General features: G+C 64.6%; 25 protein-coding genes. 15 read left to right on the forward strand and 10 right to left on the reverse strand.

Annotated elements, in window-relative coordinates; all coding sequences use genetic code 11:
* Positions 1-67 precede the first annotated feature (67 nt).
* The 4 genes from adh to ACODSR_RS14490 all read left to right on the forward strand — a co-directional run bounded on the left by adh (position 68) and on the right by ACODSR_RS14490 (position 5,518).
* Positions 68-1,588: an aldehyde dehydrogenase gene (gene adh / locus ACODSR_RS14475; protein WP_489077376.1), complete on the forward strand. Its 1,521-nt coding sequence runs from the start codon at positions 68-70 to the stop codon at positions 1,586-1,588.
* Between the two features lie 156 nt (positions 1,589-1,744).
* Positions 1,745-2,095, forward strand: coding sequence for a DUF779 domain-containing protein (locus ACODSR_RS14480; RefSeq protein WP_489077438.1), 351 nt, complete (start codon positions 1,745-1,747; stop codon positions 2,093-2,095).
* Between the two features lie 64 nt (positions 2,096-2,159).
* Entirely contained in the window at positions 2,160-3,302 is a 1,143-nt protein-coding gene (locus tag ACODSR_RS14485) for an FIST N-terminal domain-containing protein (RefSeq protein WP_489077439.1), read from the forward strand.
* Positions 3,299-5,518 (forward strand): hybrid sensor histidine kinase/response regulator, encoded by a 2,220-nt coding sequence (locus ACODSR_RS14490; RefSeq protein ID WP_489077377.1) that lies wholly within the window; start codon positions 3,299-3,301, stop codon positions 5,516-5,518. Before ACODSR_RS14485 ends, ACODSR_RS14490 begins: the two co-directional genes overlap by 4 nt.
* 17 nt (positions 5,519-5,535) lie before the next feature.
* On the opposite strand, the gene ACODSR_RS14495 is transcribed toward ACODSR_RS14490, so the two are convergent.
* The 4 genes from ACODSR_RS14495 to pedF form a co-directional block, all read right to left on the reverse strand.
* Positions 5,536-6,318, reverse strand: a complete 783-nt coding sequence (locus tag ACODSR_RS14495) for a response regulator (protein ID WP_489077378.1) — start codon at positions 6,316-6,318, stop codon at positions 5,536-5,538.
* A 13-nt stretch (positions 6,319-6,331) separates the two neighbouring features.
* On the reverse strand, positions 6,332-8,077 hold the full coding sequence (locus tag ACODSR_RS14500; RefSeq protein WP_489077379.1) for a methanol/ethanol family PQQ-dependent dehydrogenase: 1,746 nt from the start codon (positions 8,075-8,077) through the stop codon (positions 6,332-6,334).
* Between the two features lie 98 nt (positions 8,078-8,175).
* Positions 8,176-9,045, reverse strand: coding sequence for a substrate-binding periplasmic protein (locus tag ACODSR_RS14505; RefSeq protein ID WP_489077380.1), 870 nt, complete (start codon positions 9,043-9,045; stop codon positions 8,176-8,178).
* Positions 9,035-9,460, reverse strand: a complete 426-nt coding sequence (gene pedF, locus ACODSR_RS14510) for a cytochrome c-550 PedF (protein WP_489077381.1) — start codon at positions 9,458-9,460, stop codon at positions 9,035-9,037. Before pedF ends, ACODSR_RS14505 begins: the two co-directional genes overlap by 11 nt.
* 142 nt (positions 9,461-9,602) lie before the next feature.
* Between pedF and ACODSR_RS14515 the strand changes: the two genes are divergently transcribed.
* The 11 genes from ACODSR_RS14515 (at position 9,603) to ACODSR_RS14565 (ending at position 17,492) form a co-directional block, all read left to right on the forward strand.
* Complete coding sequence (locus ACODSR_RS14515) at positions 9,603-10,568, forward strand: PQQ-dependent catabolism-associated beta-propeller protein (RefSeq protein WP_489077382.1); 966 nt, start codon at positions 9,603-9,605, stop codon at positions 10,566-10,568.
* A 52-nt stretch (positions 10,569-10,620) separates the two neighbouring features.
* Positions 10,621-11,250 carry a nicotinate-nucleotide adenylyltransferase gene (locus tag ACODSR_RS14520; RefSeq protein WP_489077440.1) on the forward strand — a complete coding sequence of 210 codons (630 nt, stop codon included), beginning with the start codon at positions 10,621-10,623 and terminating at the stop codon, positions 11,248-11,250.
* Between the two features lie 12 nt (positions 11,251-11,262).
* Entirely contained in the window at positions 11,263-11,652 is a 390-nt protein-coding gene (gene rsfS, locus ACODSR_RS14525; RefSeq protein WP_006962280.1) for a ribosome silencing factor, read from the forward strand.
* A gap of 117 nt (positions 11,653-11,769) precedes the next feature.
* Positions 11,770-12,192 carry a 23S rRNA (pseudouridine(1915)-N(3))-methyltransferase RlmH gene (locus ACODSR_RS14530; RefSeq protein WP_489077383.1) on the forward strand — a complete coding sequence of 141 codons (423 nt, stop codon included), beginning with the start codon at positions 11,770-11,772 and terminating at the stop codon, positions 12,190-12,192.
* Positions 12,193-12,214: 22 nt separating this feature from the next.
* A complete protein-coding gene (locus ACODSR_RS14535; protein ID WP_489077441.1) occupies positions 12,215-13,432 on the forward strand; it encodes a murein hydrolase activator EnvC family protein in 1,218 nt (405 codons plus the stop codon).
* A 4-nt stretch (positions 13,433-13,436) separates the two neighbouring features.
* Positions 13,437-13,787 (forward strand): hypothetical protein, encoded by a 351-nt coding sequence (locus tag ACODSR_RS14540; protein ID WP_489077384.1) that lies wholly within the window; start codon positions 13,437-13,439, stop codon positions 13,785-13,787.
* A gap of 116 nt (positions 13,788-13,903) precedes the next feature.
* A complete protein-coding gene (locus tag ACODSR_RS14545) occupies positions 13,904-15,250 on the forward strand; it encodes a S41 family peptidase (protein WP_294137392.1) in 1,347 nt (448 codons plus the stop codon).
* A 166-nt stretch (positions 15,251-15,416) separates the two neighbouring features.
* Positions 15,417-15,902 carry a disulfide bond formation protein B gene (locus ACODSR_RS14550; RefSeq protein ID WP_489077385.1) on the forward strand — a complete coding sequence of 162 codons (486 nt, stop codon included), beginning with the start codon at positions 15,417-15,419 and terminating at the stop codon, positions 15,900-15,902.
* Positions 15,899-16,453, forward strand: a complete 555-nt coding sequence (locus tag ACODSR_RS14555) for a demethoxyubiquinone hydroxylase family protein (protein ID WP_489077386.1) — start codon at positions 15,899-15,901, stop codon at positions 16,451-16,453. The genes ACODSR_RS14550 and ACODSR_RS14555 overlap by 4 nt, the downstream gene beginning before the upstream one ends.
* Before the next feature lie 13 nt (positions 16,454-16,466).
* A complete protein-coding gene (locus ACODSR_RS14560; RefSeq protein ID WP_489077387.1) occupies positions 16,467-17,003 on the forward strand; it encodes a hypothetical protein in 537 nt (178 codons plus the stop codon).
* 72 nt (positions 17,004-17,075) lie between these two features.
* Positions 17,076-17,492: a hypothetical protein gene (locus tag ACODSR_RS14565; protein ID WP_489077388.1), complete on the forward strand. Its 417-nt coding sequence runs from the start codon at positions 17,076-17,078 to the stop codon at positions 17,490-17,492.
* Positions 17,493-17,496: 4 nt separating this feature from the next.
* On the opposite strand, the gene ACODSR_RS14570 is transcribed toward ACODSR_RS14565, so the two are convergent.
* The 6 genes from ACODSR_RS14570 to ACODSR_RS14595 all read right to left on the reverse strand — a co-directional run bounded on the left by ACODSR_RS14570 (position 17,497) and on the right by ACODSR_RS14595 (position 21,557).
* Complete coding sequence (locus tag ACODSR_RS14570) at positions 17,497-17,652, reverse strand: hypothetical protein (protein ID WP_489077389.1); 156 nt, start codon at positions 17,650-17,652, stop codon at positions 17,497-17,499.
* Positions 17,653-17,740: 88 nt separating this feature from the next.
* Positions 17,741-18,547: a Rossmann-fold NAD(P)-binding domain-containing protein gene (locus ACODSR_RS14575; protein ID WP_489077390.1), complete on the reverse strand. Its 807-nt coding sequence runs from the start codon at positions 18,545-18,547 to the stop codon at positions 17,741-17,743.
* A gap of 85 nt (positions 18,548-18,632) precedes the next feature.
* Positions 18,633-18,992, reverse strand: coding sequence for a HesB/IscA family protein (locus tag ACODSR_RS14580; protein ID WP_489077391.1), 360 nt, complete (start codon positions 18,990-18,992; stop codon positions 18,633-18,635).
* Positions 18,992-19,444, reverse strand: coding sequence for an SUF system Fe-S cluster assembly protein (locus tag ACODSR_RS14585; protein WP_489077442.1), 453 nt, complete (start codon positions 19,442-19,444; stop codon positions 18,992-18,994). Before ACODSR_RS14585 ends, ACODSR_RS14580 begins: the two co-directional genes overlap by 1 nt.
* Entirely contained in the window at positions 19,444-20,622 is a 1,179-nt protein-coding gene (locus ACODSR_RS14590; RefSeq protein ID WP_489077392.1) for a cysteine desulfurase, read from the reverse strand. Before ACODSR_RS14590 ends, ACODSR_RS14585 begins: the two co-directional genes overlap by 1 nt.
* Before the next feature lie 182 nt (positions 20,623-20,804).
* Complete coding sequence (locus ACODSR_RS14595; RefSeq protein ID WP_489077393.1) at positions 20,805-21,557, reverse strand: SufD family Fe-S cluster assembly protein; 753 nt, start codon at positions 21,555-21,557, stop codon at positions 20,805-20,807.
* Positions 21,558-21,659: the final 102 nt, after the last annotated feature.

Raw genomic sequence — 21,659 nt, forward strand, 5'->3', positions numbered from 1 at the left:
TGCAATGGCCCGGCCCCGGTCGCCGCGCCATGTTTTCAGCCAATTTCGACACTATAGGAGTAGGGCAATGCTGCAACAGGCGATGGAGCGGTTCACCGGCAAGACGCTGATCCGCGACCAATATGACAATTATATCGGCGGCCAGTGGATCGCGCCGGTCAAGGGCGGCTATTTCGAGAATATCTCGCCCGTGACGGGACAGGTCGTCGGCACGATCGCGCGCGGTACGGCTGAGGATATCGAGCTGGCGCTGGACGCCGCGCACGAGGCAAAGGATGCTTGGGGCAAGACCTCCTCGACCGACCGGTCGAACATCCTGCTGAAGATCGCCGACCGGATGGAAGCGAACCTCGATCTGATCGCGATGGCCGAGACGATCGACAATGGCAAACCGATCCGCGAGACGACCCATGCCGACATTCCGCTGGCCATCGACCATTTCCGTTACTTCGCAGGCTGTGTCCGCGCGCAGGAAGGGTCGATCAGCGAGATCGACCATGACACGATCGCCTATCATTTTCATGAACCGCTGGGCGTGGTCGGCCAGATCATCCCGTGGAATTTCCCGATCCTGATGGCGGTGTGGAAGCTGGCCCCGGCACTGGCGGCAGGCAACTGCATCGTCCTCAAGCCCGCCGAACAGACGCCCATGTCGATCCTGGTGCTGCTGGACATTATCGGCGACCTGCTGCCGCCCGGCGTGCTGAACGTCGTCAACGGATTTGGCGTGGAGGCGGGCAAGCCGCTCGCCAGCAACAAGCGGATCAGCAAGATCGCCTTCACCGGCGAAACGACGACCGGCCGCCTGATCATGCAATATGCGTCGGAAAATCTGATTCCCGTCACGCTGGAGCTGGGCGGCAAATCGCCCAACATCTTCTTTGCAGACGTGATGGATGCGGATGACGATTATTTCGACAAATGCCTGGAAGGCTTTGCGATGTTCGCGCTCAATCAGGGCGAAGTCTGCACCTGTCCCAGCCGGGCGCTGATCCAGGAATCGATCTACGAAAAATTCATAGAGCGCGCCATCGCGCGGGTGAAGGCGATCAAGCAGGGGAGCCCGCTCGATCCGGCGACCATGATCGGCGCGCAGGCGTCGAACGACCAGCTGGAAAAGATCCTCTCCTATATCGAGATCGGTCTGGCCGAAGGGGCTGAACTGCTGACCGGCGGCGCGCGCGCCCATCTGGATGGGGAACTGAGCGAAGGCTATTATGTCACTCCGACGGTCCTGAAGGGCCACAACAGGATGCGGATTTTCCAAGAGGAGATTTTCGGCCCGGTGCTGGCCGTCACCACCTTCAAGGATGAAGCCGAAGCGCTCGCCATCGCCAATGACACGCTATATGGCCTGGGCGCTGGCGTGTGGACCCGCGACGGCAGCCGAGCCTATCGCATGGGCCGGGGCATTCACGCCGGTCGCGTCTGGACCAACTGCTACCACGCCTATCCCGCCCATGCGGCATTTGGCGGGTTCAAACAGTCGGGCATTGGTCGCGAGAATCACAAGATGATGCTGGACCATTATCAGCAGACCAAGAATCTGCTGGTCAGCTACAGCCCAAAGGCGCTGGGCTTTTTCTAACGGGTCGCACCGAAGGCGCTTGCCTCTCCCCTTCGAGCGCCTTCGTCCCCGGCGGGCGTCCCTAATGGACGTCCGCCCCATTTTTTGAAGGAAGGCCTGGCTGTGACGATCCTGCTTCCGCCCCGCATATTGGCGACCGACGCAGCGCTGGCGCTGATGGCGCAATTGGCTGCGAAGCACGGGCCGTTAATGTTCCACCAGTCGGGCGGCTGTTGCGACGGTTCCGCGCCGATGTGCTTTCCGCGCGGCGAGTTCAAGGTCGGCGCGCAGGACGTGCTGCTGGGCCATGTGGCGGGCGATGTCCCCGTGTGGATCGGCGCGGCCCAGTTCGACTATTGGCGCCATACCCAGGTGACGATCGACATGGTGCCGGGACGGGGCGCGGGCATGTCGCTGGAAAGTCCCGAAGGGGTGCGCTTCATCGTCCGGTCCCGTATCTTTACCGACAGCGAAAACGCGCTGCTGGAGGCGGCAGGCGATCCGCCGCGGGGCGACGCCATCGCCTGACGTGACAAATGCGCAGCACAGTGCATAACCCCTGAAAAAGGGGGATGCGATGGGAGAGAGCAAGATGAGCATGGAGGCGGCGGATATTGTCTTTGCGTCGAGCCACATGCCTGATCCGGCCGACGCGATGGCACAGGTGGCGCGCGCGCTGGGCGATGCGCCGCTGGCCGGGATGCTGCTCTTTTGCTCGCACCGTTTCGATCGCGATGCGCTGGCCCGTGCGGTCAACCGCCATGGCGAACAGGTCGTCGCCATCGGCTGCACCAGTTCGGGTGAGCTGACCGAGGCGGGCTATGACGAGGATAGTCTGAGCGTCATCGGTTTTCCTGCCGCCAGCTTCCATATGGTGTCCCATTGTTTCGATGATATCGACGCCTTCGATTCCGTTGCCGCGCGGGAAGCCGTCCGGTCGCTCGCGGCGGTGGCCGAGCGCGACAGCCGCCATCTGGGTGATCGGGTCAATCATGTAGCGCTGTTCCTGGTCGATGGCCTGTCCCATCGCGAAGAATTGCTGACGATGACTATACAGGACGCGCTGGGCGACGTGCCGCTGATCGGCGGATCGTCGGGTGACGGGCTGGATTTCCGCGAAACCGCGATCTTCCATGGTGGCCGCTTCCATCATCGCGCCGCCGTGATCGCCATCCTCTCGACCCCCCGGCCGCTCCATGTTTTCAAGGGTCAGCATTACCGCCCCGGCGCGGCCAAGATGGTGGTGACCGGCGCGATCCCGCAGGACCGTGTCGTCACCGAAATCAACGCCGAACCCGCCGCCCAGGAATATCTGCGGCTGGCGGGCCATGCCGGCGAAGCGCTCGGCCTGGCCTTCTACGCCGCCCATCCGCCGATGGTGCGGGCGGGCGGCGACTATCATGTCCGCTCGATCCAGAGTGCCAACCCGGACGGCAGCCTGACCTTCTACTGCGCCATCGACGAGGGCATCGTGCTGACCGTGGGCGAGCCGGTAGACCGCATCGCAGGGATGGAGGCGATGTTCGCCGACATCGCCGCCCATGTCGGCACGGTCGACCGGATCATCGCGTTCGATTGCGTGCTGAACCGGATCGACGCCGAACAGCGGCAGATCAGCCGGGCCGTGTCCGAACTCTACGGCCGCCACCGCGTCATCGGCTTCAACACCTATGGCGAGCAATATCATGCGCTGCACGTCAACCAGACCTTCAGCGGGCTTGCGATCGGCCGATGAGCGTCCCGGCTGATCCCGACAGCGAGCTGGACAGGTTGCGCGAAGAAAACCGCAAGCTGCGCAAGATCAACGCCGCGCTGATCGACCGGGTCGAACGGTCGAGCGATATGGCCGGTAACGCCTTTTCGATGTTCGAGACCGCGATCACGCTGGAAGCGATGGTGCGGGAGCGGACGGGTGAGCTGGAGGATGCGCTGGGTCGCCTGGCCACCGCCAACGCCGATCTGGCGCAGGCCCATGCCAGCGCCGACGCGGCGCAGACCCGGCTGCGCGACGCGATCGATTCGATCAATGAGGGCTTCGTCCTGTTCGATGCGGAGGACAGGCTGGTCCTGTTCAACGAAGCCTATCTGGGTTTCTGGCCCGAAATCGCTGATCAGGTCCGCGAAGGCCTGTCCTTTGACGAAATCGCCCGGCTGGCCGCCGCACATCACCGCACGCCCGGATCGCTGGTCGCGCCTGATCGTTGGGTATCGGACAGGCTCGCGCGCCACAGCGTCGCCGATGGCGGCCATGTCCAGGCGCTGTCGGACGGGCGCTGGGTCCAGATCAACGAACTGCGCACCAGCGAAGGCGGCATCGTCGGCATCTATACCGACATTACCGAGGTCAAGGCGCAGGATGCGCGCAACAGGGCGCTCGAACTGGCCGAGCGCAACCTGATCCTCCAGTCGACGCTCGACAATCTGTCCGAAGGCGTCTGCCTGTTCGACGCGCAGGGACGGGTCGCGGCGTGGAACGAGGCGCTCCAGCATCTGCTCGACCTGCCGGGCGACTGGGCGCAGGAGGGCGGCAGCCATGGCGCGCTGGTGCGCTGGTGCCGCGATCGGCTGGGCATGGCCGATGGCGGCTGCCTCGACTGGCGGGGCGATCGGCCGGGCGGCGAGCCACTGCACGCGCTGGTCCATGCGGGAACACGCAGTTTCGAGCTGCGCAGCACGGCGCTGGAACGGGGCGGGCAGGTGATCGGCTTTACCGACGTGACCGCCATGTTGCGCGCGCAGGCTGGTTTGCAGGAAACCGCCGAGACGCTGGAGCGCCGGGTCGCCGAGCGCACCGCCGAGCTGGAGACCGAGATTGCCGAACGCCGGGCGATCGAGGCGCAGTTGCGCGACGCCAAGACGGCGGCGGAAAAGGCGAACCTGTCCAAGACGAGCTTTCTAGCGGCCGCAAGCCACGACCTGCTCCAGCCATTAAATGCCGCCCGGCTGTTCGTTGCGGCGCTGGGCGACCGGCGGCTGGCGCTGCCGACCCGCGCACTGGTCAACCAGACATCGACGGCGCTCGATTCGGTAGAGGATCTGCTGGAGGCTCTGCTGGAGATCAGCCGTCTGGACGCAGGCGCGATCCAGCCGGAGATTGGCGACTTCCGGCTCGACCGGCTGCTCGACACGCTGCGCGTCGAATTTGCGCCGATGGCGCGCGCGGGCGGGCTGGAACTGGCGATCACCAGCGAACCGGCCTGGGTGCGTTCCGACATCAGGCTGCTGCGGCGCATCCTCCAGAATTTCCTGTCCAACGCGCTGCGCTATACCCAGCAGGGGTCGGTGCGGGTTGATTGCACAACCGGACCGGATGGCGTGCGCATCAGCGTGATGGACAGCGGCCCCGGCATTGCGCTGGACAAGCAGGAGATGGTGTTCGAGGAGTTTCGGCGACTCGACACCCGCACCAGCGGCAAGGGGCTGGGCCTCGCCATCGTCAAGCGGGCGAGCGACATGCTGGGCCACCCGATCACGCTCGATTCCGCGCCCGGTCGCGGATCGACCTTTGCGATTTGCCTGCCTGCGGGCGAGCCGGTGGTCGATCCCGACAGCGAGCCGAACATAGTCGGGCGTGATCGCACCATGCGCGGTCTTAACGTGCTGGTGATCGACAATGAACGGGCGATCCAGACCGGCATGACGACCCTGCTGGCAGGCTGGGGCTGTACGGTGCAGGCGGCGGGGGGCTTTGCCGATGCGATCGCCCTGTTCGCAGGCGACGCGAAGCCCGACATCATCCTGATCGACTATCATCTGCATGACGGAGAGACGGGCGACCATGTGATCGACCGGTTGCGCGCCCATTTTGGCGGGCCAGTGCCAGCGGTCATGATTTCGGCCGATCGCGGCAAGGATCTGAAGGTCCGGCTGGATGCCTGCGGCATTCCGCTGCTGAGCAAGCCGGTCAAGCCTGCGCAGTTGCGCGCCTTGTTGCGGACGATCCTGAAATAGACCGCCTGTCGCGCTGGTCAGTCGACGCGGAAATGCACCCGGTTTGCCTTGATCACCGCCTGGGTGCGGCTCAGTACGCCGAGTTTCTGGAGGATCGCCGACACATGCGCCTTGATCGTGGTCATCGACACGTTGAGGTCGTGGGCGATCTGCTTGTTGAGGCGACCATTGACCAGATGGCCCAGCACGGTTTTCTGCTGCGGCGTCAGGCTGTCGATCCGGCGGGTGATGTCATCCTCGTCGGCGGAAGGCGCCGCGCCCTCACCCATGGTTTCGGGCAGGTAGATTTCGCCCGACACCACGCGGTGCAGGGCATCGACGATGGCGCTGCGCTTCAAGGATTTGGGGATGAACCCCGCCGCGCCCGCGGCCAGCGCCTCCTGCACGATCGCGCGGTCGAACGCGCCCGACACCATCACCACCGGCAGGATCGGAAAACGGTCACGCAGCAGCTTGAGGCCGTCGAGCCGCCGCACATCGGGGATGTGGAGGTCGAGCAAGATGAGATCGAAATTATCTTGTTTTTCCAGTGTGTTGATAGCTTCTTCAAGGCTGGCAGCCTCGAATATCTCGATATTGTCGAAGCTGATCGCGATCACGCTGCGCAACCCGTCGCGCACCAGCGGATGATCGTCGACGATCAGCACCCGCTCCATGATCGCTTCGCCGCCCATATATTGGCCCATATCCTGCCCCCGGCCCGAATGATCGGCCAAGTCATGGGACGTGGCAAGCCGCAATAGGCCAGGCGGCGGTGCCGGAACCTGCATTGCATAGCTGCCGCGTCCCATGACGATCATGACCGTAACTCCCCTATGATTTCGGCAGCTTGAACACCCAGAGCGCACCGCCCTGATTAATGTCCTTGAACGACTTGGCGACTTCGCCGCCCCACAAAGGCACAGCGCCGCCCCAACCGGACATGACGGCGACATATTGTTCGCCATCCTGTTCCCAGGTGACGGGTGATCCGACCACGCCGGACCCGGTCTGGAATTTCCAGAGTTCCTGGCCCGTCCTGGCGTCGAACGCCTTGAGGAAGCCTTCGGGCGTGCCGGTGAACACCAGATTGCCGCCGGTGGTCAGCACCCCGCCCCAGAGCGGTGCCTTATTCTTATATTCCCAGACGATCTTGCCGGTCTTCGGGTCCATCGCCCGCAAGGCACCGATATGGTCCTCCGCGATCGACTTGATGGTGAAACCTGCGCCCAGATAGGCCGCGCCCTTTTTATAGGCGATCGGTTCGTTCCAGATGTCCATGCCCCAGTCGTTGGACGGGATGTAGAAGAGGCCGGTGTCATGGCTGTAGGCCATCGGCATCCAGTTCTTGCCGCCCAGGAACGAAGGCGAGGCGAATACCGGCTTGCCCTTGGCATCGCCCGGCGCTGGCGGACGGCCTTCGGGGATGACATTGGGCTTACCGGCCTTGTTGAAGCCATTGGCCCAGGTCGTCTGCATGACGAATTTGTTGGCGCTGATGAACTTGCCATTGGTGCGGTCGAGGACGAAGAAATAGCCGTTGCGGTCCGCCTTGGCCCCCAGCTTCATCGGCTTGCCGTTGATCGTGGCGTCGAAGGGGATGAATTCATTGACCCCGTCAAAATCCCAGCCGTCATGCGGGGTCGTCTGATAATGCCATTTGATGACGCCGGTGGCCGGGTCGATCGCCAAAGTAGAGGCGGTGTAGAGATTGTCGCCGGGGCGCAGATGGCTGTTCCAGGGTGCCGGGTTGCCGGTGCCAAAGAAGAGCAGGTTGGTGTCAGGATCATAGGTGCCGCCCAGCCAGGTCGCGCCGCCGCCGCTTTTCCACAGATCGCCCTGCCAGGTTGCGTTGAGCTTGCCGGTGATGCCATTATCCTGGCCCTTGAGCGTGCCCATATGGCCTTCGATCACCGGGCGGTGCCAGATCAGCTCGCCGGTGTTGACGTCGCGCGCATCGACCGCGCCGACGACGCCGAACTCGCCGCCCGAATTGCCGGTGATGACCATTCCGTTGACGATCAGCGGCGCGGCAGTGGCGCTATAGCCTTCCTTATAATCGGCAATCTGCTTGTTCCAGATCACCTTGCCCGTGTTGCGGTTGAGCGCCACCAACCGGGCGTCGAGCGTGGCGAAGATGATCTTGTCGCCGTAAATCGCCGCGCCGCGGTTGACCACGTCGCAGCAGGGCATGATGCCGTCGGGCAGGCGGGCGTCATATTGCCATTTTTCCTCGCCGGTGCGCGCGTCGAAGGCGAACAGGCGCGAATAGCTGCCGGTCACATAGATGGTTCCGTCATAGACGATCGGCTGCGCTTCCTGTCCGCGCTGCTTTTCGCCGCCCAGCGAGGCGGCAAAGGCGGGCACCATTTTCGACACGTTACCGCTGTTGATGGCATTCAAGCTGCTGAAACGGTGCGCCTGCGGTCCCATGCCATAGGTCAGCACGTCGCCGGTCGATTTGGCGTCGTTCATCAGATCCGCGTCAGTCGGCCCGCCCTGCGCCACCAGCGGCGTTGCCGCGATCGCCAGCGTCATTGCGGCAACGCCCGACAGCGCCCGCATGATCGGTCCCTTCATAACCATCCTCCCTGTGTGAACGGGCGCATTGGGCGCCCCCGTTTATGTGCAGACTATGCTGTGTGGGTGACGCAGCAATTGGACCTTAGGTCGGCCCATCACCCCGCCGCGTTTGCCGGGGTCCATGCGACGCCGTAGCGCGCGAACAGCGCCTTCATCTCGCCACTCGCTGCCATGGCAGTGACGATTTCCTCCACTGCATCGCCCAGCGTGCGGCTGTTTTCCTTTACCGCCATGCCGATGTCCCAGCCGGGCGAGGTGAAGGCGGGCAGCGGTCCCTTGCGCAAGGCAACGCGGCCAGCGCCCGCGCGGTGCAGCCCATGTTCGATCTGCGCCCTGCTCGCCAGGACAGCGTCTGCCTGCCCGCCCGTCACTGCCGCTACCGCCGCCGACCCGGTCGGATAATGGACGACGTCCTTGGCCAATATGCCACCGAACGAGCCGATGAGATAAAAGTCGGGAATGGAGTCCAGTTCGGCGGCCAGCTTGCGGCCACGCCATTCGGTCGGCATCCCTTCCAGCGCCACCGCGCCGCCGACACCGGCCAGCGCGAAGCTTTCGCGATAATAAGGCGCTACGATCGCAACCTGACCGTTGCGGGCCGCGAAGCTGCGGTCGAAGGGGACGTGCAGCATCAGGTCGCCGGGCATGAAGCCCAGCAGCCCGCCCTTCCACACGCCGTTGCGCAGATCATCGTCGACGCTTTCGTCTGCGACCAGTTGCGCCACATCGGCGCGCACGCCCAGCTTGGCCGCCATCGCCTGCGCCAGATCGGCGTCGAGGCCGACGATCCTGCCGTCCTCCTCCCACGACCAGGGGCGGTTGTCCTGATAGACCACCACCCGCAATGTGCCGAGCGCCTTGACCTTCGCCAGCGGGGCTGCGCCGCCGCGGCCCGCCGCCAGCGCAAGCGCCGCGCCTGCCCCGCCGATCAGCGCGCGGCGGCTGAGCGTCGCCCTATCCCTCATGCTTGGTTTCAAGCCAGGCGCGGATCGCCCAGCCCGCCTTCTGGCCCAATATGTCGCCAAAGGGTGGCATATAGACTTTGCCGTCATGGCTGGACCCGTGGCGATAGCGTTCGGCAAACCACTGGTCGCCGGTTTCGCCTGCCTCCAGATAGCGCAGGTCCGGCGCGATCCCGCCGGATTCAGCGTCCAGCCCGTGGCAGCGCGCGCAATTCTGGCCATAGGCCGACTGGCCGATCTCGATCGCCTTGGCATTGCCGCTATAGGGGTTTTTTTCGAGCCAGGCCTCGCCGATTTCGGGCAGCGCGGTCGTGTCGACCGCCTGAGGCGTGACGTCGCCATGTGCCAGCAGCGCGCTCGCCCCGGTCATGCCCAAAGTGGCGATGGCACCCAGCAGCGCGATCCGTCCCAGTTTCATATGCCTCATCCTCTCACGCGGATTCTTGTTGACCCGGAATATCGGACAAGGCGGTCGCGCAGCCCATTGGCCATTGGTACAATCCCGCTCACGCCTGGCGGCCGATAGGATGGCCGACAAAGAGGCGAGAGGATCAGGGTTTATGAAGCGCATCGGCATGGCCGTCTGGGCCGTCTGGCTAGCGCTGCCGGTCGCGGCGCAGGGGGAAACCCTCTATGTCTCCAACGAGCGGGGCGACAGTGTGTCGGTGGTCGATACGCTGTCAGGCCAGGTGACGGCGACATGGGCCGTGGGTGGCCGCCCGCGCGGTATCACCCTGTCGAAGGATGGCCGCTACCTCTATCTGTGCACCAGCGCCGACCATGCGGTGCAGGTGATCGACCGTGCCACGGGCAGGCTGGTCGCCGAATTGCCGTCGGGTCAGGACCCGGAGCAATTCTTCCTCTCGCGCGACGGCGCGACCCTGTTCGTCGCCAATGAGGATGATGCCGCGCTGACCGCCATTGACCTGGCCAGCCGCACCGTCGCCTTTCAGGTCGATGTCGGCGGCGAGCCGGAAGGGGTGGCGCAAAGCCCGGACGGGCAATGGGTTGCGGTAACATCCGAGGAGGACGGAGTCGTCAACTGGATCGACGTGGCCAAGCGCGCCATGGTGGCCGAAACCCCGACCGACCAACGGCCACGCCATGTCGAATTTACCGCCGACGGCGCGCAATTATGGGTCGCGGCGGAAATTGGCGGCACGGTCCAGATTATCGACACGAAAAGCCGTGCGGTGCGCGAGACGATCCGATTTGCGATTCCGGGCGTTGCGGCGCACCGCATCCTGCCCTGCGGCATCCGCTTCACCCCCGATGGCAAGACCGCCATCGTCGCGCTGGGTCGGGCCGATCATGTCGCGCTGGTCGATGTCGCGACCCGCACCGTCCGCGCCTATGTGCCGGTGGGCAAGCGGGTGTGGCATGTGGCGGTTAGCGGTGATGGCGCGCAGGCTTATACCGCCAACGGCCTGTCCGATTCGGTTTCGGTCATCGACCTGGCCAAGGCACAGGTTGTCGCGACTATCGCGGTAGGCGCAGCGCCCTGGGGCATCGTTGCCGCGCCTTGATGGCCAAGGCTGCGCGATTGCAGCCGCCTGCGCCAGATGGCATGGCGGGATGATGACACGCATTGGCCTGCTCGGCGGCTCCTTCAACCCGGCCCATGGCGGGCATCGCGCCATTTCGCTATTCGCGGCCAAGGCGCTGGGGCTGGATGAAGTCTGGTGGCTGGTGTCGCCCGGCAATCCGTTAAAGCCCCGCGCAGGCATGGCCCCCCTGCCCGCCCGGCTGGCCCATGCGCGCACGGTCGCGCGCCGCGCCCCGATTCGCGCCACCGCGATCGAGGCGCAGTTGGGTACGCGCTACACCGCCGATACGCTGCGCGCCCTGACCCGTCGCTACCCGCGCAATCGCTTCATCTGGTTGATGGGGGCCGATAATCTGGCGCAATTTGCCCAATGGAAGGACTGGCGCGGCATTGCCCGGCAAATGCCCATTGCCGTGATCGCCCGTCCGGGCTATGATGATGTGGCCCGTGGCTCTGTGGCCATGAGCTGGCTGCGGCGCTTCGTCCTGCCCGCTTGCCAGAAAGCAGGCTGGACGAATTGGAGACCGCCGGCGCTCGTGCTATTGCGCTTTCGCCCTGATCCAAGATCGGCGACCCTGTTTCGGCAGGCGAACCCCCTCTGGCATCGCGAATATGAACAAGCACGTGTGCGGGACCCGCTCACGCGTCGGCTGATCGTCTAGAATGGAGCTTTTTTGACCAGACCCCTTATTGCCAACGATACGGCCGCAGCGGCCGATAGCGTGGCTGCCCTGCACGCCCTCGTCATGCAGTCGCTCGACGACGACCAGGCCCAGGAAACCATCTCCATCCCCCTCGAAGGCAAGAGCAGCATCGCCGATTATATGGTGATTGCAAGCGGTCGTTCGTCGCGTCAGGTCGCGGCGATCGCCCAGCATCTGGCCGAGCGGGTCAAGAAAGGCACCGGTCGTTCGTGCCGCATCGAAGGGCTGCCGGTCGCCGACTGGGTGCTGATCGACGCGGGCGACGTGATCGTCCATCTGTTCCGGCCCGAAGTGCGCAGCTTCTACAATCTGGAACGGATGTGGGGCTTTGTCGACGCACCGGTCGCGGGGACGGCGTAACCTGACACCGTTCGGGCTGAGCGTAGTCGAAGCCTTCCACTGAGCGTAGCGAAGTGGCTTCGCCTGCGGCTCAGCCGAACCCTTCGACTTCGCTCAGGGCGAACGGATCAAGGCTGAATGCTCCTCCACATCATCGCACGCGGGAAGATCGGGCGGTCGCCCGAAGCCGATCTGGTCGACCGCTATGTCAAGCGGCTGACCATGCCGCACAAGATAACCGAAATGCCCGATCGGGGCGGCAAGCTGCCGCCGCAAGCGCCCGGCACCGTTACGGTGATGCTGGACGAAAAGGGCAAGCAGCTGTCCTCGATGGACTTTGCCCGCAGGATCGAGGGCTGGCGCGACGCGGGGACGCGCGAATGTCGCTTCCTGATCGGCGCGGCTGATGGGTTCGATGACGCGGACCGGGCGAACGCCGACCTGCTGATCGCCTTTGGCGCTATGACCTGGCCGCACATGATGGCGCGCGCGATGCTGACCGAACAATTGTGGCGGGCCTGCTCCATCCTTGCCAACCACCCCTATCATCGCGAAGGATAGCCCGGTGAAACGGGGCAGGATCATGATCGCGATGCTGGCGGGCCTTGGAGCCTTGGCCGCATCGCGCCTGCCCGCCGCCGATGACGGGGCGATCATCCTGCCAGGCACCGCAGGAACCACATTGCAGCAGGAACAGGCCGCACTGAAGGCCGCGCGTCGCCAGTCGGACGAGGCGCGCGATCGGTCCGTCCGGCTGGATCAGCAGGCCGGGGCCGCGCGCGACGAGGCGGAACAGGCGCGTCGCCGCGCCGCCGCTATCGCCGCACGCATCCAGCAGGCCGAAGCCGACATAGCAGGCGCGCAGGCGCGCATCGCCATCGTCGCGCGAATGCAGCGGACGCAGGCGGCGCGCCTGGCGGCCAAGCAGGAGCCGGTGGTGCGTCTGACCGCCGCGCTCCAGATGATGGCGCGTCGCCCGCTGGCGCTGGCGCTGGTCCAGCCGGGATCGGTCACCGACGCGGTGCATATGCGCGCGGTGCTGGGGCAGATACTGCCCGTGATCCGCCAGCGCACGGCGGGGCTGCGCGCCGAACTGGAGCGCAGCCGGGCGTTGCGCGCCACCGCGCAACAGGCCGCCGACGCGCTGGCCCGCAGCCAGCAACAGCGCAAGGAACGGCAGGCGCAGCTCGCCGCACTGGAAACGCAGAAGCGGATCGCAGCGCGTGATTATCGCAGCAATGCGGGGCTGGAGAGCGAACGCGCGCTGGCGCTGGGCGAACGGGCGCGCGATATTGTCGACCTGATGGACCGGCTGGAGGAAGCAGGCGACCTGCGCGAACAGCTGGCCGCCCTGCCCGGCCCGCTGCTGCGTCCCGCCCGTCCCGATCAGACCGGCGCCCCTGCCCCAGACCGCGCCGTGGTGCTGACCGGCCCGCCCCCCTATCGCCTGCCGGTCGTCGGCCAACTCGTCACCGGCATGGGTGAGGTGAATGACGGCGGTGTGCGATCGCGCGGATTGACGCTGGTGACGCAGCCGGGCGCGCAGGCCGTCGCGCCAACTGCCGGGCGCATCGCTTTTGCCGGTCCCTATCGTGGCTATGGGCAGATATTGATCATCGACCATGGGCAGGGCTGGACCACGTTGATCACCGGCCTGCACCGGGTTACCGCGCAAGTGGGCGACAGCGTGCGGCAGGGCGATCCGGTCGCCATCACCGGTTCAGGGCGCCCGACCATCACCATCGAACTACGCCGCAACGGGCGGCCGGTGGACATTGTGCCGCTGGTGGGACTGAGGTGAAGTCATGACTTTTTCTGAACTCATATTGGCACTGCAGGCCGCAGGTATCGATCCGACATCCTATGTTATCGGCAACGATGTGGATATTTCCGAAACTTACGTCATAAAAAGGCAACCGGTCCGCTTGGCCGATAATCTGCCGCTGATCGATATGTGGATCACATATTACGCTGAACGAGGGCTTCAGTCAGGATCGCGATCCTTCCGAACCGAAGATGAAGCATGTCGCTTTTTCCTTGGCTGGCTCATGGGCGATTCAACGGTGCAACAAAGTCAGGATGCTGCCCGGCGCCTTGCCAAACTAGGTGGCAGCGACCCGGATGCCAAGTTGCCACCTCGCCGCCGCTTCTTCTAAATCTGCCCATTAACCCGACGCTCATCGACGCTGCGCAACACTCGTCGAAGCGCGCTTTTGCGTCGGGACGCGAATCGGCTTATGATGGGTCGCAGATGCCGGAATCAAGGACAGCCATGAAATCCACCTTCCTCCAGGGCGCACTTGCGCTTGGGGCGCTTGCGCTCATTCCCGCCACCACTGCGGCGCTCGCCGATGGGGAGGCGTCGAGCTACAAGGCGCTCGATGAATTCATGGACGTGTTCCAGAAGGTGCGCAGCGACTATGTCGAGAAAGTCGACGACGAGAAACTGATCAAGGGCGCGATCGACGGGATGCTGGCCAGCCTCGATCCGCACTCCTCCTTCCTCGACGCGCGCGATTTCCAGAATCTGCGCACCCAGACCGAGGGCAGCTATGGTGGCCTGGGCCTGTCGGTCACGCAGGAGGATGGCGCGGTCAAGGTGATTGCGCCGACGCAGGATACTCCGGCCTGGCGCGCGGGGATCAAGGCGGGCGATTATATCACCCATATTGACGGGCAGCTCATTTATGGCGGCACGCTGGACGAGGCGGTCGACAAGATGCGCGGTGCGCCAGGCACTTCGCTCAAGCTGACCATCGTGCGGTCGGGCCGCGACAAGCCCATCGACCTGACGCTGACGCGCGAGATTATTCAGCTCAAACCCGTGAAATGGGAAGTGAAGAACGGGATCGGCGTCATCAACATCGTCAGCTTCTCTGCCAATACCGGGGCCGATGTGCGGCAGGCGATCCGCAGCATCGACAAGTCGCTGGGCCACAAGCCGACCGGCTATGTGCTGGACCTGCGCTCCAACCCCGGCGGCCTGCTGGACGAAGCGGTGTCGGTCAGCGACGCATTCCTGGAGCGCGGCGAGATCGTGTCGCAACGCGGCCGGGCGAAGGGCGATGTCGAACGTTATTATGCCAAGCCCGGTGACGACGCCAAGGGTCTGCCGGTGATCGTGCTGGTTGATGCAGGATCAGCGTCGGCGTCGGAAATCGTCGCGGGTGCATTGCAGGACCAGCATCGCGCGCTGGTGATGGGCGAACGCAGCTTCGGCAAGGGCAGCGTGCAGACGATGTTGCCCCTGAGCAATACCACTGCGCTCAAGCTGACGACCGCGCGCTATTATACGCCATCGGGCCGCAGCGTGCAGGAAGGCGGCATCCAGCCCGATATCCGCGTGCCGCAACTGTCCGACCCCGATTATAAGAACCGTCCCAAATATCGCGAAAGCGACCTGCGCCGCCATTTGATCAACGAGATCAAGACTGACGACAAGTCGCTGGAGGAAGATGCCAAGGACGATCCGCGCTTTGCCATGTCGGCCGAGGAGCTGAAGAAGAAGGGCGTGGAGGATTTCCAGCTCGACTATGCGCTCAAGACAATTTCGCGGCTGGCCAGCACGCCGGGTGCGACCATCGCGCAGGCGACGGCGCGGAAGCCGGGGGCGAAGTAAGGGATTCTCTATCATCTCCGTTCGCCCTGAGCGAAGTCGAAGCCACTTCCCCCGGATCAAGTCCGGGGTCAGTGATGGGCTTCGACTTCGCTCAGCCCGAACGGATGGTGTGGGAGTCCCGCAAGTTCAGCATGACGAAAGGTGCCGGGGGGTTTAAGCGGGGGTGATGAGCAAACTTCCCCTCGCCCGCGCGCTGGCGCTGTTGATTCCCGTCGTGCTGCTGGGCGGTGCCTATGTGTCGCAATATGTGGGCGGGCTGCATCCGTGCGAAATGTGCTGGTGGCAGCGTTATCCGCATATGGTGGCGATCGGGCTGGCGCTGCTGGCCTTTGCAGCGAAGGGCAACCGCGGCACCAGCGCGATGTTCACGACGCTGGCGGCCATCGCCATCGCGGTGAGCGGCGGCATCGGCCTGTTCCACGCCGGGGTCGAATATGGCTGGTGGGAAGGGCTGACCGCCTGCTCCACATCGCCGACCGGGGGCAGCGCAGCCGACATATTGACCCAGATCATGGCGACTCCGATCACCCGCTGCGACGTTGCGCCTTGGAGCCTGCTGGGCATTTCGCTGGCGGGTTATAACGGCCTCTTGTCGGTGGGTGGTGCACTCGCCATCTTGATGCTGCTGGCCCGCAAAGGACGCAACGCATGAGCGCGAAGCAGGATTTCCCCCGCCCCGGTCGCCGCAGCAAGCCCGCCGATCGCGCCTCCATGCTGCGGGTCGATCAGGCGGGTGAATTTGGGGCCACGCGAATCTATGCCGGGCAGTTGGCCGTCATGGGCGATCGGCATCCCGATGCGCGCATTATCGCAGGGATGGCCGCGCAGGAGGAACGCCACCGCCAGACGTTCGACGCGATGATCGCGCGACGCGGCGTGCGCCCGACCGCGCTGGCTCCGATCTGGAATGTCGCGGGCTTTGCGCTGGGCGCGGTGACGGCGGCGATCGGTCCCAAGGCGGCAATGGCCTGCACTGCCGCGATCGAGACGGAGATCGATCGCCATTATGGCGAACAATTAATGCAACTGGGCAGTGACGACCCGGAACTCTCCACCGCCATTGCGGATTTTCAGGCAGAGGAAGTCGAGCATCGCGATGCCGCGCTGGCGCATGGTGCGCAGCAGGCCCCTGCCTACCCCCTCTTGTCGGGCGCCATCCGTTTGGGATGCCGGGCCGCCATCGCGCTATCGAAGCGCATCTGAAAAGGACCGACGGATGACAAGGATACCGATGATCGCCGCGCTGCTCTTGACGGGCGCTGCCATGCCCGCGCTGGCGCAGCCATCGAGCGCCCCGACTGCGGCTGCCACGCCGACGACGGAGAAGGTCAACCTCGTCATCGTCTATGGCGACGACGCCTGCCCGCAAAGCCAGGGCGACGATATCGTTGTGTGTGCGCGCAAGGGCGAGGCAGAGCGCTATCGCATTCCCGAACCGCTGCGCGGCGACCCCAATGAACCGAGCAAGCAGGCATGGGGCGAGCGGGTGCGGTCGATGGAATATGTCGGCCGGTCCGGCACCGAAAGCTGCTCGCCGGTTGGCGGCGGCGGCGCGACCGGCTGCTTCGCGCAGCTTGCGCGGCTGGCCAAGGCGGAGCGGCAGGCGCTCGACAATGCGAGTTGGAAGGATCTGGTCGAGGCAGAGCGTGGCAAACGGCTGTCGACCATCGACGCCGACAGCGACGCGATCGAAGCGCGGGTCGTGGCGGAGGAAAAGGCCAAGGCGGCTGCGGCCCCGGCTTCGCAACCCTGACGGGTCCGGGTGCCGGGCGGCGTCTGGATGACGACTCCCGCCTTTGGGCAAGGCGGGACATGACAGGGGCGAATGAAGGATTTTCCGGTGATGCGCCTGTCGATGTCCATAGTCCTGATCGCGGCGACGCTGGTGCCGGTGATGCCCGCGCTGGCGCAGCCCGAACCGCCGCCGGAGCGCATTTTCAACCTGATCGTCTATGGCGATGATCCCTGCCCCAAGGGCAAGGATGACAGCGAGATTGTAGTGTGCGCGCGCAAGCCGGAATCCGAACGCTATCGCATTCCCAAGAAGCTACGTGAGAAGCCAGCCGTGGCGGGTGGCCCCGGCTGGGGCAGTCAGGTGGCGACGATGGAGCAGGTCCAGCGCCAGACTTTGCCCGGCAGTTGTTCGGCGATCGGCAGCAACGGCTTTACCGGCTGCACCGCCCAGATGCTGCAACAATGGTTCGCCGAACGGCGGATGCAGGAATCGAAGGGCGAACCCTGATCCGCTACCGGCCAAGTCCCGGCTGATAGCGCTGCTTGGCCGCGTTGACCTTGTCGATCAGGCTGGACAGTGGTTCCGGCGCAGACATTGCCCGACCGGGGTGCGACAGGCTGCTCATCCGCTGGCTGAGTGTGCAAAATATGTGGTCGATGCGATCCATCTGTCTGTCCCCGGACAAGTGATGGCCCGCTATCGCGGTCATGTGGTTAACAAGCGGTATCGACCGCGGCACTTTGCGCCCAACCGAATCAGGCGTCCGCCCAGTGGCAGGCGGCGAGTCCCTGCACATAGGTCGGGTAACGTGGCGACCAGCCAAGCAGCCGTTTGGCGCGACCATTTGCGACGCGGCGGTTCTCCGCATAGAAGGCTCTCGCCATGGGGGACAGGGCGGCCTGTTCCAGTGTCAGCAGCGGCGGATGGGGCAGGCCCAGCATGTCGCAGGCTGCCTCTATCACCCAATTTTGTGCGCAGGGCAGGTCGTCGGCCAGATTATAGATGCCCGGTAGCCCGTTAAACGAGGCGATGATCCCGGCGACGATGTCATCGACATGGACCCGGCTGAAAATCTGGTCGGGCAGGTCGATGCGATGCGCCTTGCCCGCGCGGACCCGGTCGAGCGCCGAGCGGCCCGGACCATAGATGCCGGGCAGGCGGAAACGACGGACATCGCTGCGCAGGGCACCCCAAGCGAGGTCTGCCTCCGCGCGGGCGGTGCGGCGGCCGGTGCCGACCGGGCTGCCCTCATCCACCCATGCCCCGCACGCATCGCCATAGACGCCGGTGGAGGAGAGATAGCCGATCCAGCGCGCCGGGGCGGCGGCTATGGCGGCGCCGTAGCGGGCCAGCACCGGATCGGTGTCGCCTTCGGGCGGGACGGAGGAGAGGATATGGGTGGCGCTGGCGATGGCGGCGCGAACGGCGGGTTCGTCATCGAAGGCCAGCGTGGTCGCGTCGCCGTTGCGGCGGGTGGCGGTGATGTGCCAGCCTTCCCCGGACAGGCGGGTGGCAAGGCGGGTAGCGGTATAGCCCAGGCCAAAGGTCAACAGATGAGGCAAAACATACCCTCCGTTCGTTTCGAGCGAAGTCGAGAAACTGCGCACGATGTTTCTCGACTTCGCTCGAAACGAACGGCGGTGGAGATTAGACCGTGAAGCTCTCGCCGCAGCCGCAGGCGCCCTTGGCATTGGGGTTGGCGAAGGTGAAGCCGGCGGTGAAATCATCCTCCACCCAGTCCATCGTCGATCCGACCAGATAGAGGACCGACGCGCCGTCAATGTAGAAGGTGCCGCCGGGCGTGGCGATCTTCTCGTCGAATTTCGCTTCCTCGCTGACATAGTCGACCGAATAGGCGAGGCCCGAACAGCCGCGCTTGGGCGTCGACAGCTTCACGCCGATCGTCCCCTGCGGCGCGGTGGCCATCAGGTCGGCGATGCGCTGCTCCGCGCTCGGCGTCAGGATGACGGCGGCGGGGCGGGCACGGGTCTTGGTCTCGGTGGTCATCACAGCATTCCCAGTTCCAGCTTCGCTTCGTCGCTCATCTTGGCCGGGTCCCATGGCGGGTCCCAGACCAGATTGACCTGCGCGTCGCCCACGCCCGGCACCGCGCCGACGCGCAGTTCGACTTCGCCCGGCATGGATTCGGCGACCGGGCAGTGCGGGGTGGTCAGCGTCATGGTGACGACAACATGATTGTCGGGCGATACATCGACGCCGTAGATCAGCCCCAGATCATAGATGTTGACCGGGATTTCGGGGTCGAAAATATCCTTGAGCGCGTCGATCACGCCGTCATAGACATTGCCGCCCGGCTCGCCCGCAGGCGTTTCGGCCGGCTTGGCGGCGAGGAAGCCGTCGAGATAGTCGCGCTGGCGCGGTGCCTCTTCGACGCGCGCCTTGGGCGGGGCGTCCACAGCCTCGACCTCTTCCACCATGATCCTGCGCTCTTCGCTCATCATCCAAAAATCTTTCTTACCCGCTCAAGTCCGCGCACCAGCGCGTCCACATCGCTTTCATCGCTATAAATGCCAAAGCTGGCCCGCGCGGTCGCTTCCACGCCCAGATGGCGCATCAGCGGCTGGGCGCAATGATGCCCGGCACGGATCGCGACGCCCGCTTCGTCCAATATGGTGCCGACATCGTGCGGATGCACCCCCTCGACCTCAAAAGACAGGATGCCCGCGCTGTCGTCCGGCCCGAACAGGCGGACACTGTTGAGATCGGCCAGCGCCGCGCGCGCCTTTGCCACCAGCGCACATTCATGCGCGTGGATCGCGTCCAGCCCGTGTCCCTGCACATAATCGATCGCCGCCGACAGGCCGATCACGCCGCTGATATGCGGCGTCCCCGCCTCGAACCGGGTCGGTGCCGGGGCGTAGGTGGTCTTTTCAAACGTCACCTTGTCGATCATCGACCCGCCGCCCTGATAGGGGGGCATGGCGTCGAGCAGTTCGCCCCGTGCCCACAGCACGCCGATGCCGGTCGGGCCGTAAAGTTTATGCGCGGAAAAGACGTAGAAGTCGCAATCGAGCGCCTGGACATCCACAGCGAGGCGCGGCACCGCCTGACAGCCGTCGATCAATATCCGCGCGCCGACCATATGGGCGATGTCGGCAGCGCGGCGGCAATCCAGCACGCTGCCCAGCACGTTGGACACATGGGCGAGCGCGACCATGCGATGGCGGGGCGTGATCATCGCGCGCATGGCGTCCAGGTCGATCCGGCCATCATCGGTCAGCGGCACGACGTCGATATGGGCGTCGACCTTTTCCGCCACCATCTGCCACGGCACGATATTGCTGTGATGTTCGAGGGTGGAGAGGAGGATGCGGTCGCCCGCCTTGAGCTGTTCGCCTGCCCAGCATTGAGCGACCAGGTTGATCCCCTCGGTCGCGCCACGGACATAGACGATTTCGCTGTCAGACTTTGCCCCGATGAAGTCGGCAACCTTGCGCCGGGCCGCTTCATAGGCGAGCGTCATATTGGCCGACCGCGCATAGACGCCGCGGTGGACGGTGGCATAGTCCGGGCCATAGGCGCGGGCGATGGCGTCGATCACCGCGTGGGGCTTTTGCGCGGTGGCGGCGCTGTCGAGATAGTGCCAGTCGAGAACGCCGGGGAAATCGGCGCGCAATCCTTTTAGCCCCTCCCTTTTAAGTTCAAACGAGTCACGTGCCTCGTTTGAAGGGTTGGGGTGGGTCGCGAGCGAAGTGAGCGCTGCGACGTCAGAGGTGGCTGCGCCAGCGATTGCTGAAGAAGCAATCGCACCCACCCCTTCCCCCTCCCTTGAAAGGGAGGGGCTTATTTTGTTGTCACTCATACCAGCGCCTCCAGCTTGGCGATGGCGGCGGCTTCGAGCATTTCGCGCACGGCTTCGTCCGCTACGCTATCGAACACGCCCGCCACGAAGGAGCGCAGCAGCAGCGTTTTGGCGGTTGCCGGGTCCATGCCGCGAGAGGCCATGTAGAAAAGCGCCGCCTTGTCGAGTTCGCCCACGGTCGCGCCATGGGCGCATTTCACGTCGTCGGCGTAGATTTCCAGTTCCGGCTTGGCGTTGGCGGTCGCGGTGCGGTCCAGCAGCATGGCTTTGACCGACTGGAAGGCGTCGGTGCGCTGCGCGTCGCGGGCGACCGCAATCTTGCCCAGATAGCTGCCGGTCGCGCGTTGCGACAGGATGGAGCGGATGGTCTGGCCGCTGGTCGCGTCGGGCTGCGCATGGGTGACGCTGGTGACGATTTCCAGCACCTGATCGCCGCTGCCCAATATGGCACCGCCCAGCTCGAAATGGCTGCCCTTGCCGAGCGTGACGTGGATCGTCACCCGGCCCAGCTTGCCGCCAATGTTCAGCACATGAAAATCGCAGCGCGCGCCATCGCCCACGGTCACGACATAATCATGCACCGCCGCCACGCCATCAGCAGCGTCCTGCAACAGATGATGGTGCGCGCCGTCGCCTGCCGCCACGTCGATTCGCACCGGCGCGGGCAGCGGCCAGACGCTCTGGAGCGCTGAAAAGTCGCTATAACGCCAGCTTTCGTCGCTGCTTGTAGGTAGGTCCAACATGCTCATCGCTTTGTTTTCAATGCCTTGCGGTTCAAACTAGTTCAAATTCGCCCATATGCGCGGTATTATTTGTATAAGTCATTGTAATTGAATTATATTATTCCATAT

The sequence above is a fragment of the Sphingobium sp. FG125 genome, assembly GCF_057809795.1.

Coding starts and splice junctions, on each gene's coding strand:
- adh (WP_489077376.1), top strand. CDS start 68: ATGCTGCAACAGGCGATGGAGCGGTTCACCGGCAAGACGCTGATCCGC.
- ACODSR_RS14480 (WP_489077438.1), top strand. CDS start 1,745: ATGGCGCAATTGGCTGCGAAGCACGGGCCGTTAATGTTCCACCAGTCG.
- ACODSR_RS14485 (WP_489077439.1), top strand. CDS start 2,160: ATGAGCATGGAGGCGGCGGATATTGTCTTTGCGTCGAGCCACATGCCT.
- ACODSR_RS14490 (WP_489077377.1), top strand. CDS start 3,299: ATGAGCGTCCCGGCTGATCCCGACAGCGAGCTGGACAGGTTGCGCGAA.
- ACODSR_RS14495 (WP_489077378.1), bottom strand. CDS start 6,318: ATGATCGTCATGGGACGCGGCAGCTATGCAATGCAGGTTCCGGCACCG.
- ACODSR_RS14500 (WP_489077379.1), bottom strand. CDS start 8,077: ATGAAGGGACCGATCATGCGGGCGCTGTCGGGCGTTGCCGCAATGACG.
- ACODSR_RS14505 (WP_489077380.1), bottom strand. CDS start 9,045: ATGAGGGATAGGGCGACGCTCAGCCGCCGCGCGCTGATCGGCGGGGCA.
- pedF (WP_489077381.1), bottom strand. CDS start 9,460: ATGAAACTGGGACGGATCGCGCTGCTGGGTGCCATCGCCACTTTGGGC.
- ACODSR_RS14515 (WP_489077382.1), top strand. CDS start 9,603: ATGAAGCGCATCGGCATGGCCGTCTGGGCCGTCTGGCTAGCGCTGCCG.
- ACODSR_RS14520 (WP_489077440.1), top strand. CDS start 10,621: ATGACACGCATTGGCCTGCTCGGCGGCTCCTTCAACCCGGCCCATGGC.
- ACODSR_RS14530 (WP_489077383.1), top strand. CDS start 11,770: ATGCTCCTCCACATCATCGCACGCGGGAAGATCGGGCGGTCGCCCGAA.
- ACODSR_RS14535 (WP_489077441.1), top strand. CDS start 12,215: ATGATCGCGATGCTGGCGGGCCTTGGAGCCTTGGCCGCATCGCGCCTG.
- ACODSR_RS14540 (WP_489077384.1), top strand. CDS start 13,437: ATGACTTTTTCTGAACTCATATTGGCACTGCAGGCCGCAGGTATCGAT.
- ACODSR_RS14545 (WP_294137392.1), top strand. CDS start 13,904: ATGAAATCCACCTTCCTCCAGGGCGCACTTGCGCTTGGGGCGCTTGCG.
- ACODSR_RS14550 (WP_489077385.1), top strand. CDS start 15,417: ATGAGCAAACTTCCCCTCGCCCGCGCGCTGGCGCTGTTGATTCCCGTC.
- ACODSR_RS14555 (WP_489077386.1), top strand. CDS start 15,899: ATGAGCGCGAAGCAGGATTTCCCCCGCCCCGGTCGCCGCAGCAAGCCC.
- ACODSR_RS14560 (WP_489077387.1), top strand. CDS start 16,467: ATGACAAGGATACCGATGATCGCCGCGCTGCTCTTGACGGGCGCTGCC.
- ACODSR_RS14565 (WP_489077388.1), top strand. CDS start 17,076: ATGAAGGATTTTCCGGTGATGCGCCTGTCGATGTCCATAGTCCTGATC.
- ACODSR_RS14570 (WP_489077389.1), bottom strand. CDS start 17,652: ATGGATCGCATCGACCACATATTTTGCACACTCAGCCAGCGGATGAGC.
- ACODSR_RS14580 (WP_489077391.1), bottom strand. CDS start 18,992: ATGACCACCGAGACCAAGACCCGTGCCCGCCCCGCCGCCGTCATCCTG.
- ACODSR_RS14585 (WP_489077442.1), bottom strand. CDS start 19,444: ATGAGCGAAGAGCGCAGGATCATGGTGGAAGAGGTCGAGGCTGTGGAC.
- ACODSR_RS14595 (WP_489077393.1), bottom strand. CDS start 21,557: ATGAGCATGTTGGACCTACCTACAAGCAGCGACGAAAGCTGGCGTTAT.